This window comes from Streptomyces sp. NPDC043878 (assembly GCF_056435735.1).
The window spans coordinates 105,534-118,199 of the sequence record NZ_JBWKDW010000029.1 but is presented as its reverse complement, the minus strand read 5'-3'; the positions used below and the strand labels follow the sequence as shown (position 1 = coordinate 118,199).

Here is a 12,666-nt window from a genome sequence, read left to right as displayed (position 1 = left end):
CGAGGGGACTGACACCCCCCCCCCCCCCCCCCCTCTCCCCCCCCCCCCCCCCCCCCCCCCCCCCCCCCCCCCCCCCCCCCCCCCCCCCCCCCCCCCCCCCCGCCCTCACGTCACCGCGCCCGGCGTCACCACCGCTCCGACGCCGTCAACGCCTCCCGCTCCAGGCCGAGTTCGCGGGCGAGCGCCTCGTCCACCCACGCCTGTGCCCGCGCGCGGGACACCGCTCCCGCGTACGACGTCATCTGTACGGCGAGTCCGTCGAGCAGGGCCGTGAGACGCAGGGCCGCGGCGGACGGGTCCGGGCAGCGGAACTCGCCCGCGGCCACGCCCTCCGCGACGACTTCGGCGATCGCCGCCTTCCACTCCCGGTCGAGATCCCGGGTGACCTCCCGCAGGGCGGGGTCGCGCAGCGCCGCCGCCCAGCCCTCGATCCACAGCCGCCAGCCCTTCGCCTGACCGGTCGGCGCGTACCAGCGCACGGCCGACCGCAGTCGGCGCAGCGCCGTCGTCCGGCGGCCGAGCAGCTTGCGCAGGTGGGCGAGATCGTCCTCCGCCGCGTACCGGAAGGCCGCCGCGACGAGCTGCTCCTTGGTCGAGAAGTGGTACAGCACCAGCGCGTTGCTCACGCCGAGCGCCGAGGCGACGTCGGCGATCCTGACCGCCGCCACTCCCCGTTCCTGGATCTGCCCGATCGCCGCCCGCAGCAGTTCCTCGCGCCGCTCCGCCACGCTCAACCGCACTCTCGCCACCCCGTCACCCTAATGTGTGGATCTGTGGGGTGCCGTACGCGACGACTGGATATGGCCTGTTCCGGACGGTACGGCGGGCGGTGTCCGGCCGGTCACCGATACCAGCCGAACCGTTCCGCGATCACCGGCAGCCGGTCCGCGACGATGGCGTGCGCGGCGGCCCGCGGTGTCGTCCCGTCGGAGTCCGCGCGGGCCAGCATCTGCTCGACCAGCGCGCGCATCGAGCGGCGGGTGTGTGCGAACGCCTCGTCCGCGTCCGCGCCGATGTCACCGAACAGGGTCCACCACCACCAGGCGTTCGTCCCGGAGTTGACGACCACGTCCGGCAGCACGGTGATCCCGCGCGCCGCCAGCAGCTGCTCCGCGTCGGGCAGCACGGGCATGTTCGCCGCCTCGACGATCCAGCGGGCCTCGATCGCCTCCTGGTTCACGGCGTCGATCGCGTACGAGACCGCCGCCGGCACCAGGATCTCCGCACCGGTGGACAGCCAGGCGTCGCCCGGCAGTTCCCGGTCCCGGGGGCGCAGCGCCGAACGGTCCACGGTGCCGTACGCGTCCCGCGCGGCGAGCAGCGCCTCGACGTCGAGGCCCGCCGGATTCACGATCGTGCCCTTGACGTCGGCGACGGCCACGACCGTGAGTCCGGCCCGGGTGAGGAAGCGCGCGGTGGCACCGCCCATGGTGCCCAGGCCCTGCACGGCGGCCCGGGTCCCGGCGTACGGCATCCCGGCCCGGTCCAGGGCCGCGAGCACCGACTCGGCGACCCCGCAGCCGCCGACCAGCTCGTCCAGGCCGATGCCGTCCACCTCGACCGCGAAGGCGTCCGCGAGCCGGCGGCGGGCGGCCTGCTCGTCGTCCAGCAGGGGGTACACGGCCTGGACGGACGAGACGAGCCCCGCCTCCACGGCCGCCCGGTCCACGAGGTCCTGGCCGAGGCCGAGGTCCTCGCCCGTGGTCCAGAAACACTCGACGTACGGCCGCACCGCGCGCAGGTACCGCACCAGCAGCCCGTACGCCCGCGGGTCCCGGGGGTCGCAGTCGATGCCGCCCTTGGCGCCGCCCAGGGGGATGTAGCGGCCCTCGGGGTTGTAGTGCAGCGCCTCCTTCATGGTCATGCCGCGGGCCAGCCCGGCGACCTCGTCCGCGGTGCAGCCCTCGCGCATGCGCAGCCCGCCGCTGGAGACACCGCGCACCAGCCGGTCGACGACCAGGAAGCCCTGGCGGCCGGTGACGTGGTCGGTCCAGGTGAGCGAGATCAGGGGAGTGGTCATGCGGTCCTCTCGCGAACGCCCGGCTCGGCGAAGCACTGATGTTACTGAACGGCGAGTCAGCCTCGGCCCCGCGGCACGTCCCGCCGACGTGCCGGACGGCGTCCTCCGGCACCGCGCGCGACCGCTCTCGGCGACGGAACGCGACCGCTGGGCCACCGGGGCGACCCCGCGGCGGCCCGGCGCGACCCCTCGGCGAACGGGCCGGTCCCGTACGGTCGAACGGGCCGACCATAATGGAACGACTCACCGACTCCACCTGGAGGTACCGTGGCCGGCTTCCGTTCCCTCAGCTCCGGGCTCCGAGCGCTGCGGCCCGTGGCCTTCGGCGCGGACCCCGAGGGTGAGCGCATGGCGCGCATCCGCAGATCGCCCCACTTCAAGGACGGCGTCTTCCAGAACCCGGGCGGCGAGGCCCGGACCAGGCCCTCCGGCTCCATGACGGCCTTCGCGAAGGCCTTCTTCGACAAGGAGTCCCGGCCCCGCCGCGCGCCCAGCGGCACGATCCCGGTGCACACCACCACCCCCGCCGACATCGCCTCGCCACCCGCCACCGGGCTGCGGCTGACCTGGACGGGTCACTCCAGCGTGCTGGCGGAGATCGACGGCCGGCGCGTGCTGTTCGACCCCGTCTGGGGCGAGCGTTGCTCACCGTTCCCCTTCGCCGGGCCGAAGCGGCTGCACCCCGTCCCCGTGGCACTGGCCGCGCTCGGCCCGGTCGACGTCGTGGTCATCTCGCACGACCACTACGACCACCTCGACCTGCCCACCATCAAGGCGCTGGCCGGTACCGACACCCTGTTCGCCGTGCCGCTCGGCGTGGGCGCCCACCTCGAACGCTGGGGCGTACCGGCCGACCGGCTGCGCGAACTGGACTGGCACGAGACGGCGAAGGTCGCCGGACTCACCCTCACCGCCACCCCGGCCCGCCATTTCTGCGGCCGGGGGCTGCGCAACACCCAGCACACCCTCTGGGCCTCCTGGGTCGTCGCCGGGGCCGAGCACCGGATATTCCACAGCGGGGACACCGGCTACTTCGAGGGCTTCCGGGACATCGGCGCCGCGCACGGCCCCTTCGACGCCACGATGATCCAGATCGGCGCCTACTCGGACTTCTGGCCCGACATCCACATGACGCCGGAGGAGGGGGTCCGCGCCCACCTGGACCTCCAGGGCGGCGATCCGGCCGCGGGTGTCCTGCTGCCGATCCACTGGGGCACCTTCAACCTGGCGACCCACCCCTGGGCGGAGCCCGGCGAGGGCACGATTCAGGCGGCCCACAAGGCGGGGGTGACCATGGCGTCGCCGAGGCCCGGCGAGCCCTTCGAGCCGGCCGACTCGCCGCCCACCACCCCGTGGTGGCGGCCCGTGGCGCTGGCCCCCGCCGAGGGCTGGTCCACCTGGCCGCCGGTGGCGTCCGGTCCGGAGCAGGCGTTGGTGGGGGAGTAGCGGCGGTCGGGGCTCGCGGGAGTGGCCGGCCCGTCCCGTCGGGTGGCCTGCGGGTGGCCTCCGATACGGCCCGTGACATCTGGGCGAGCGCGGCCGGAGGCGGCGGACGTCCCCGACCGGTCCGGGCGGACCGGTCGGGGACGCTGAAACAGCAGGGTGAGGGTCCGCAGCGCGAGAAGCGCGCGGACCCTCACTTTTGTCGTTGCGACCGGTTCCGACCAGGCACGATCGATCGCTTCCATATTCCGAGCGGACGTGAGAACGCCTTATCGGTCTGTCGTACGAGGCCTCATACCAGAGCGGGACGCCGGCTGGGGGACTTTGTCAACTGCCCACCGCACATGATGGCTTGCCGACTACTGTGAGTGTCCGTCGGACGACGCAGGGCCGCATTCCTGGGCTCTCTCGACCGGCACAGCCATGACGCGGGACCGCCACGCGCGGACCACGCGAGCCCAGGCCCCGACCGACGGACCAGTACGAGGACGCCGATGTCTCACCTCCGCGCCCCGGCCGCCCGTGCAGACCGCCGTGAGGGCGGCCGGCACGGTCGGCCGCCGGCCGCCCGCACCAGACCCGGGCTGCCCGAGACCCACATACGTCCCCAGCTGATGCGTCTCGCCGTGCTGCCACCCGTCGCGGTCGCCCTGAGCGCCTGCGCGGCCCTGCTGTTCACCCTCCGCTCCACCGGGGCGCATCTGGGCCTCACCCTGTGCGGGGTGCTCGCGGGCGCGGCCTCGGTGGCCCTCGCCGGCATCCTGATCGCCGCGGTGGCCGCCGAACGCACCGCGGCCTCCGTGCACGACCGTCTCGGCGCCCTGCGCCGCGGCAACGCGCGCGGTGAGGCCGAACTGCGGGACCTGGTCGAGGCCCTGCGCCGGGGCGAGGGCCCACCGCAGCGCAAGGCGCGCACCGGTCCGCCCGCCGACGCCGACGACTTCGAGCTGCTCGCCGCCGACCTCGCCCGCGCCCACGACGGGGCCGTCACCGCCGTCGTGCAGGCCGCCCAGCTCTCCAGCCAGGCGGGCAGCGAGCAGAAACTGGAGGTCTTCCTCAACCTCGCCCGCCGCCTGCAGTCGCTGGTGCACCGTGAGATCTCGATCCTCGACGAACTCGAGAACGAGATCGAGGACCCCGACCTGCTCAAGGGCCTCTTCCACGTCGACCACCTCGCCACCCGCATCCGCCGCCACGCCGAGAACCTCGCCGTGCTCGGCGGCGCGGTCTCCCGGCGCCAGTGGAGCAACCCGGTCGACATGACCGAGGTGCTGCGTTCCGCCATCGCCGAGGTCGAGCAGTACTCGCGGGTCAAGCTCGTCCCCCCGATCGACGGCACCCTGCGCGGCCACGCCGTCGCCGACGTCATCCACCTGCTGGCCGAACTCGTCGAGAACGCCACGGTGTTCTCCGCCCCCCACACCCAGGTCCTGCTGCGCGCGAACCTGGTCACCTCGGGGCTCGCCGTCGAGGTCGAGGACCGCGGACTCGGCATGCCCGTCGCCGAGCAGCACCGGATGAACGCCCTGCTCGCCGACCCCGACCAGGTCAATGTCGCCAGCCTGCTGGCCGACGGCCGGATCGGCCTCTTCGTGGTCTCCCAGCTCGCCAAGCGGCACGGGATCCACGTCCGCCTCCAGAACAACATCTACGGCGGGGTGCAGGCCGTACTCGTCGTACCGCAGGCGCTCCTCGGTACGCCTCCGGGTGCCGCCGGGGCCCCCTCCGGCATCCCGGCCCACGAGGTGCCGGGGATGCCGGGGGCCGCACTGCCGCCGGGGCAGCCGGGACAGGGACAGCCGGGGCAGGGGCAGGACGCCTCGGGTGCGTCCGGTGCTGTGACCGGGGCCGCCTCCGGGGCGTCGGGCTCGCCTGTGCCGGCACCGCGACGGCCCACGCAGTCGAACTCCGGGGACAGGGGCGGGAGAGCGCGTCGGGCAGCTCCCGCGAGGCCACCGGCCGATCCGCGCCCGGAGCGACCTCAGCGCCCGGAGCGGCACCAGCAGCAGGAACACGAGCGGCAGGAACACGAGCGGCAGGAACACGAGCGGCAGGAACAGAAGCGGCAGGAACAGAAGCGGCAGGAGACCGGCCGACCGGCTGCGCCGGCGCCCCTGCCGAGGCGGGGCGCGCACGGAGAGCGGCCCAATCCGGCCGAGGCGCGGCCCGGGATCCGGCCCGACGACCGGCGAGCGGTAGGCGAGCACACGTCGGCGCCGCCCACACCCCGGGTCGGTGGCGCGGTGCGCGGCACCATGGGCAAGCCCCAACTGCCCCGGCGCCGAGCGCAGGAGCACATCGTGCCCCAGCTGCGTGACGGCCCGGCGCCGCGCCCGGAATCCGACCGGCCGGCCGCACACGACCCGGGTCTGATGGCCGCCTTCCAACGCGGTGTGGGCCTTGCCGAGGCCCAGCAACAGCTGGAGGCGACGTACCCGGAGTCGACGGCCGCGACGGCGTCGGCACCTACGGAGTCCGACCACATGGAGTCCGAGCACATGGAGCTCGGCCACATGGAGCCTGGGCACATTCCTGGGCAGGTGGCCCCGAGCCCCATGACGGAGGGCCACATGGAGTCCCGCACCATGGAGCCTCGCCATATGGAGCCCCGCCATACGGAGTTCCGCCACATGGCCTCGATCCCCACCGACACAGCCCACACGGACGTAGCACCCGTCGACGCCGTTCACACGAAGAACGCGCACAGGGAGTCGACGGCCACGAGCACGTCGGCCGCAGTGGAGGGCCCCCACACGGGCGCACACCCCATGACCCCGCCCCACTTCATGGACGTATCTGCCATGGGTGAGCGACCCATGGCCGTGCGGCCGACGAACGGGTCGTACCTGGCACCCTCCGCCCTGGACGCGTCCCACATGGGCGCAGCCCCCACGACTCCGCCGCAGTTCGTGGACGTGTCGGCCACAGGTCGGCGCCCCACGACGGAACGGCCCACGACGGAACGGCCCACGGCCGAGCGGCCCACAGCCGAACGGTCCATGGGCGAGCGGCCCACAGCCGAACGGTCCACGGCCGAACGGCCGGTCGATGTGTCCCGCCCGGACAGCTCCGCACCGGACACCCTCGGGCCGGCCGAAGCGCGCCCCGCGCACGCGTCCGCGCCCGGCCGCGACCGCCTCGACCACACCATCCGGCACGACGGGAGCGCACCGGCCGGATGACCACCCCCCTCTCCACCCCCACGCCCAGCGCTCCCGCAGACCCGCGTACCTCAAGGAGTCGATCCACCATGGCGAGCGAAGCGCCGACCGGCCAGGTATCCGATCTCGACTGGCTGATGAGCGGCCTCGTGCAGCGCGTACCGCACACCAGCAGCGCGGTTCTCCTCTCCTGTGACGGGCTGGTGAAGTCGGTTCACGGCCTCGACCCGGACAGCGCCGACCACATGGCGGCCCTGGCCTCCGGGCTGTACTCCCTCGGCCGCAGCGCCGGCGTCCGCTTCGGGGACGGCGGGGACGTCCGCCAGGTCGTCGTCGAGCTCGACTCGACCCTGCTGTTCGTGACCACGGCCGGCTCCGGCACCTGCCTGGCCGTGCTGGCCGGCCGTGAGGCCGACGCGGCGGTGCTCGGCTACGAGATGGCGATGCTGGTCAAGAGCGTCCGCCCCTACCTGGTGACGGCGCCCCGGCAGTACGCCGTCGAACCGTCGGCGATGAGGCCTTGAGCGTGGCGACGGCCGGTGACGGGCCCTGGCTCGACGACGCGGCCGGTCGGCTCGTACGCCCCTTCACGGTCAGCAACGGCCGCACCCGGCCCAGTGTCGTGTTCGACCTGCTGTCGCACGTGCGGGCCACCGGGGCCACGCCTCTCGGTTACCTCGGTCCCGAGCACGCGCAGGCCCTCGACCTGTGCCGGGCGCCCGTCTCGATCGCCGAGGTCGCCGCCCATCTCAGACTGCCCGCGGTGGTCACCAAGGTGCTGCTGTCGGACCTCGTCGACTGCGGAGCGCTGACCACCAAGCCACCCGAGTTCCACCACAACCCGACTGACCGGGCCCTTCTGGAGGCAGTGCTCGATGGACTACGACGACAGCTCTGACCCCTTCCCCACCGCGCTCAAGATCCTGGTGGCCGGAGGGTTCGGAGTAGGCAAGACGACCTTCGTGGGCGCCGTCAGCGAGATCGCGCCCCTCAGCACAGAGGAGTTGCTCACCACGGTCAGCGCGGCGACCGACAAACTCGACGGCATCGAGAACAAGGTCGAGACGACGGTGGCCATGGACTTCGGCCGCATCACCCTCGACCCGCAACACGTCCTGTACCTGTTCGGCACCCCCGGTCAGGAGCGCTTCTGGTTCATGTGGGACGAGCTCTCCGAGGGCGCGCTCGGCGCGGTCATCCTCACCGACACCCGGCGCCTGGAGGAGTGCTTCGCCGCCGTGGACTTCTTCGAGCAGCGCGGCGTCGGCTTCATCGTGGCGATCAACGAGTTCGACGGCTCGTACCGGTACGACCCCGAAGAGGTCCGCGCCGCCATCGACCTCGACCCGCACATCCCCGTCGTGCGCTGCGACGCCCGGATCTCCAGCTCGGGCGTGCAGACCCTGCTGACCCTGGTCCGGCATCTCATCGCCCACACCCCCGCCCCCGCGCCGAGCCACGGCGCCCACATGTGAGCCACGCACACTCCCGCACCGCCACGCACACTCCCGCACCGCCACGCACACCCCCGCACCGTCGTCCCGCACACCCGTCACGGAGCTTCCCCATGACCCACGCCCACAGTGACCGAGCCCGCCCATGAGGTACGACCCCTCGCGCCCGGCCGGTCGGCTGCTGCTCACCCCGGAGGACAAGGAGGCCCCCTCCCGGGCCCTGCGGCTGCGCAGACTCGGCCTGGGGGAGAGCCCGGACCCCGTCCTGGACTCCTTCGCGCACCGCCTCGCCGAGTGCACCGGAGCGCCGTACGCCATGGTCAACTTCGTGGGGGAGCAGGGGCAGTTCTTCGCGGGCCTGCACAGCCCGGCCACCGGCCCGGTCGCCAAGAGCGACGGGAGCCGGCCGCGGGTCGGCCGCTCCATGGCGCGCGACCACGGGTTCTGCCCCCATGTGGTGGTGCGGCGCAAGGCGTTGGTCCTGGAGGACGTCAGCGACTACCCGCGGTTCGCGGGCAATCCGGTGGTCGACGAGTTCGGCATCCGCTCGTACCTCGGTGCTCCGCTCATCGACACCACCGGCATGGTGCTGGGCACGGTCTGTGTCGCCGACGTCGAGCCGCGCGCCTGGGGCAAGGCGGGTCTGGAGACCATCAAGTCGACCGCCGCGGATCTCGCGGCGCGGCTGGAGCGACGGGCGGGCGACGGATATCCGCTGTGACCCGGCCGTGCGGCGGCCGCGCGTGCTCCGAGGTGACGACGAACCCACGCGCCCGGCCGGCCACTTGGCCCGTCCCCCGCCCGGTCAGGCAGCTGGGCCCGTCACAGCTGGGTCCGTCACATCCCCGGCCAGGTCAACGCACCCGCGACCCCGTCACTGCCCCCGCCAGATGTTGTCGAAGGCCGCGTCCTCGATGGTCCGCCGCTGCCGTACCGACTCCAGTTCCGTCACGGCCTCGCCGACCGCGGCCAGTACCGTCACGACCGCCTCGTCTGTGAGGTCCTCGAAGTCGTCGGCGCGTTTGTCGTCCATGCGCAGGGAGGTGGTGAGGGCGGCCAGCACGGGTTCGTCCGCCGCCCGGCGTGCCTCGGCGTGGCGGCGGGCCGGCGAGTCGGCCAGCTCCCGCCGCCGGGTGGCGACAGGGATCCAGCGGCCGCGTGACCGGGTGACGACGCCGTCCTTCTCCAGGCCGGCGAGATAGGTCAGGGACAGGCCGCGACCCCGGCGCCACAGCCAGTCCTCGACCGACTCGTAAGGCTCCTGCCGTACGAGCGCCGACGCGGCCTGGTCCAACAGCTCGTCGTCGGTGGCCACTTGGAGGCCCGGCAGGATGCGGTCGCCGTCCAGGGTCAGGGAGCCGTTCTCGAGCAGGTCGATCAGTTCGGCTCCCGCGAGAGCGAGGGAGAGATCACCCGGCTCCACGGGACGGTCGGGGGCCGTCTCCATGGCGACGATCAACAGGTCCCGTGCTGTGGTCATGGAAGGCTCCCCGTCGGTGGGCCGGCGGGCCGGACGGCCCGTCTCGGATCGGCGGCGCCGGGCCGGGGCTCCGGACCGTGTCGCCGGACTCCGCCGACCTCGTCGGTCGGCCGGTACCGTCGCCGGGTCCTGTCGTCCGGTCGGGGCGCTGCCGAGGGCTGGTGCTGTCGTGCACGGGCGAGTCTCGCACGCCCGTCCCGCGCGCGGACGACGAAGCACGGGAGGGCGGACGCCCGAAGGCCCGGCCGCCGGTCAGGCCGTGGGGACGGACGGGCCGGGGTCGTTCGGGTGGGGTTCCAGCGGAGTGACGGTCAGCGACATCCACGGGCGCAGCGGAAGCGTGCCGAGCACCTTCTCGTGGAGCTCGTCCTCGTCGGCGGCGCGCCACACCCCGACGCTGCGCAGCTCACCGACCGGGCGCCACAGCCGTACGAGAAGGCCGTCGGCGGCGAGTTCGGCCGCGCGGACGGCTTCGGCGGCCCGCCTCCGGTCGACCTCGTCCGGGCCGGTGCCCTCGGGCACGGTGGTGGTGATCTCGACCAGGAACTCTCGCATGATCCCTCTCCGTTCGCCGACACGACGACACGCTGACACGCCGCCGCGGGACCGCGGGCGGGCGGGCCGTCACCCGGCTTCGGCCGGGGCGGCGGGACGCACGGCCGCGGACGCGCCGCTGCCGGGTTGCCGTGCCCCCATGGTGGGCCCTGGCCGGCCCGGCTGCCACCACCGGCTGCCACCACGGGCCGCGTCACCGGCTTCCTGCCGACCGGCACGCGCGGCCTCCCCGGCACGACCCGGAGCCGCGCCGTCTGAGGGCCCCCGGGGTTGTCCCCCGAGCCCCAGAGCCCCGTCGCCCGCGCCCCCCGGCGTGGTCGCCTGCCCCCGAGCCCCGTCGCCCGCTGCGCCCCCGGCGCGGTTGCCGCATCCCGAGCCCCCATGTGCGGCTTCCCGGGCCCGGACGACACGCTGGACTCCGGGCCGTACCGGCCACGGCACCCGGCGCCGTGGCCGAACCCCCAGCTGTACCGCCCGCGGCCCCCGGCCCCCCGGCGCCGTGGCTGACCCCCAGCCAAGCCGTCCCCGGCACCCCGTCCCGGTCGCCCACCCGCGAGCCACGCCCCCCCAGCGGCACCCCCCCCCGGCACCCCGTCCCGGTCGCCCGACCGCGAGCCACGCCCCCAGCGGCACCCCGTCGCGCTCGCCGGACGCCGGCGTGTGGGCCGGACGGGTGAGGTGGGCGACATCCGGGGCGCCGAGCCGCCCGCTGGGCCGGCCCGGGGCGCCGCCGGGGAGATCCTGCACGTGGCCGGTGACACGAGCGCCGGTCACCGACCCGTCGGAGAGGGAGCGACCGCGATGGACGAGGACATCAGGCCAGGGGGTTCCGCGCCGGACCCCTCGCACGGCAGCACCCACCGCACGACGACCGGCCGTACGACGGGCAGCGTGACGGGCAGCGCGGCGGGCAGCGCGACGGCGGGCGTCGCCGGCAGCGAGGCGGTCCTGCGCGATGTCCTGGACCGCTGGAAGGCGGCGGTCGACGACCACGACCCCGCGCGCGTCGCGGCCCTCTTCACCGAGGACGCGATCTTCCAGGGGCTGCACCCGTACAGCGTCGGACGGCAGGGCATCGCCGACTACTACGACTCCCAGCCCCTCGGCATGACCGCGGAGTACCGCGTCCTGGAGACCCGGCGCCCGGCGGACGGTCTGCTGCTCGGCTATCTGGACGTCGGTTTCTCCTTCACCGACCGGCCCACGCTGGAGGTGAAGCTCGCCGTGCTGGTGCGGCGGGCCGGCGGCGACTGGCGGATCGCCCACTACCAGGTCTCCCGCCTCACCTGAGGGACCGGTCTCCCGCAGGCGTACGACACCTGGCGGACCGGCGACCCGGGCCGGAAGGGGAGGCGTGAAGCGGAGCTGTGGCGCCGCTTAAGAAATCCTCGATGGACCGGGCGCCACCGGTAGGGCAGATTGCCAGGTGATTCCCCCTCATCCCCTCCCCGGACGGGCCGCCCCGGCGTGCCCGGACCCGGGAACTCACCGTCAGGAGCCGTAGCGTTGAAGGCGCTGGTCAAGGAGAAGGCGGAACCCGGGCTGTGGCTCACGGACGTTCCGGAACCCGCCGTGGGACCCGGCGACGTACTGATCAAGGTCCTGCGGACCGGTATCTGCGGCACCGACCTGCACATCCGGGCCTGGGACGGGTGGGCGCGGCAGGCGATCCGCACCCCGCTCGTGCTCGGGCACGAGTTCGTCGGGGAGGTCGTGGAGACGGGCCGGGACGTCACCGAGGTGAGCCCGGGCGACACGGTCAGCGGTGAGGGACACCTGGTGTGCGGGAAGTGCCGCAACTGCCTCGCGGGCCGCCGGCACCTGTGCCGGGCCACGGTCGGTCTGGGCGTCGGCCGGGACGGCGCGTTCGCGGAGTACGTCGCGCTGCCCGCGTCCAACGTGTGGGTGCACCGTGCTCCGGTGGACCTCGACGTCGCCGCGATCTTCGACCCGTTCGGCAACGCCGTGCACACGGCCCTGTCGTTCCCGCTGGTCGGTGAGGACGTCCTGATCACCGGTGCCGGGCCGATCGGTCTGATGGCCGCCGCCGTCGCCCGGCACGCGGGTGCCCGCAACGTCGTCATCACCGACGTGAGCGAGGAGCGGCTCGAACTGGCCCGCAAGATCGGGGTGAGCCTCGCGCTGAACGTGGCGCGCACGACGATCGCCGACGGGCAGCGGGAACTCGGCCTGCGCGAGGGCTTCGACATCGGCCTGGAGATGTCCGGGCGCCCCGAGGCCATGCGCGACATGATCGCCAACATGACGCACGGCGGCCGGATCGCGATGCTCGGCCTGCCCGCCGAGGAGTTCCCGGTCGACTGGGCCCGGATCGTCACCTCCATGATCACCATCAAGGGCATCTACGGCCGTGAGATGTTCGAGACCTGGTACGCGATGTCGGTCCTGCTCGAGGGCGGCCTCGACCTCGCCCCCGTGATCACCGGCCGGTACGGCCACCGCGACTTCGAGGCGGCGTTCGCCGACGCGGCGAGCGGCCGCGGCGGCAAGGTCATCCTCGACTGGACCCTCTGAGGACGTAAGGAACCGATG

General features: G+C 73.8%; 11 protein-coding genes and 1 pseudogene. 8 read left to right on the top strand and 4 right to left on the bottom strand.

From position 1 onward, the window contains the following. Positions 1 to 125 precede the first annotated feature (125 nt). Together AC07AZ_RS32190 and AC07AZ_RS32185 are read right to left on the bottom strand one after the other, a co-directional pair. Positions 126 to 749, bottom strand: a complete 624-nt coding sequence (locus AC07AZ_RS32190; RefSeq protein WP_478854032.1) for a TetR/AcrR family transcriptional regulator — start codon at positions 747 to 749, stop codon at positions 126 to 128. A gap of 92 nt (positions 750 to 841) precedes the next feature. Next, positions 842 to 2,020, bottom strand: coding sequence for a glutamate dehydrogenase (locus tag AC07AZ_RS32185; RefSeq protein ID WP_478854030.1), 1,179 nt, complete (start codon positions 2,018 to 2,020; stop codon positions 842 to 844). A 267-nt stretch (positions 2,021 to 2,287) separates the two neighbouring features. Between AC07AZ_RS32185 and AC07AZ_RS32180 the strand changes: the two genes are divergently transcribed. The 6 genes and pseudogenes from AC07AZ_RS32180 (at position 2,288) to AC07AZ_RS32155 (ending at position 8,799) form a co-directional block, all read left to right on the top strand. Beyond that, entirely contained in the window at positions 2,288 to 3,466 is a 1,179-nt protein-coding gene (locus tag AC07AZ_RS32180) for an MBL fold metallo-hydrolase (protein WP_478854028.1), read from the top strand. A 491-nt stretch (positions 3,467 to 3,957) separates the two neighbouring features. Beyond that, positions 3,958 to 6,645 (top strand): annotated as a pseudogene (locus AC07AZ_RS32175) (sensor histidine kinase). 68 nt (positions 6,646 to 6,713) lie between these two features. Further along, the gene (locus AC07AZ_RS32170; protein ID WP_478854026.1) at positions 6,714 to 7,148 is read left to right on the top strand and encodes a roadblock/LC7 domain-containing protein; all 435 of its coding nucleotides are present in this window, start codon (positions 6,714 to 6,716) and stop codon (positions 7,146 to 7,148) included. 2 nt (positions 7,149 to 7,150) lie between these two features. Further along, on the top strand, positions 7,151 to 7,522 hold the full coding sequence (locus AC07AZ_RS32165) for a DUF742 domain-containing protein (protein WP_356037987.1): 372 nt from the start codon (positions 7,151 to 7,153) through the stop codon (positions 7,520 to 7,522). After that, on the top strand, positions 7,500 to 8,099 hold the full coding sequence (locus AC07AZ_RS32160; RefSeq protein WP_478854024.1) for a GTP-binding protein: 600 nt from the start codon (positions 7,500 to 7,502) through the stop codon (positions 8,097 to 8,099). The genes AC07AZ_RS32165 and AC07AZ_RS32160 overlap by 23 nt, the downstream gene beginning before the upstream one ends. Before the next feature lie 124 nt (positions 8,100 to 8,223). Then, positions 8,224 to 8,799, top strand: coding sequence for a GAF domain-containing protein (locus AC07AZ_RS32155; RefSeq protein ID WP_478854022.1), 576 nt, complete (start codon positions 8,224 to 8,226; stop codon positions 8,797 to 8,799). Positions 8,800 to 8,952: 153 nt separating this feature from the next. On the opposite strand, the gene AC07AZ_RS32150 is transcribed toward AC07AZ_RS32155, so the two are convergent. After that, entirely contained in the window at positions 8,953 to 9,558 is a 606-nt protein-coding gene (locus tag AC07AZ_RS32150) for a GOLPH3/VPS74 family protein (RefSeq protein WP_478854020.1), read from the bottom strand. A 252-nt stretch (positions 9,559 to 9,810) separates the two neighbouring features. Then, positions 9,811 to 10,113 carry a muconolactone Delta-isomerase family protein gene (locus AC07AZ_RS32145; protein WP_478854018.1) on the bottom strand — a complete coding sequence of 101 codons (303 nt, stop codon included), beginning with the start codon at positions 10,111 to 10,113 and terminating at the stop codon, positions 9,811 to 9,813. 891 nt (positions 10,114 to 11,004) lie between these two features. Here AC07AZ_RS32145 and AC07AZ_RS32140 point away from each other — a divergent pair. After that, entirely contained in the window at positions 11,005 to 11,403 is a 399-nt protein-coding gene (locus AC07AZ_RS32140; RefSeq protein WP_478854038.1) for a YybH family protein, read from the top strand. A 216-nt stretch (positions 11,404 to 11,619) separates the two neighbouring features. Beyond that, positions 11,620 to 12,648, top strand: coding sequence for an L-threonine 3-dehydrogenase (tdh, locus tag AC07AZ_RS32135; RefSeq protein ID WP_478854016.1), 1,029 nt, complete (start codon positions 11,620 to 11,622; stop codon positions 12,646 to 12,648). The last annotated feature ends 18 nt before the right edge of the window (positions 12,649 to 12,666 follow it).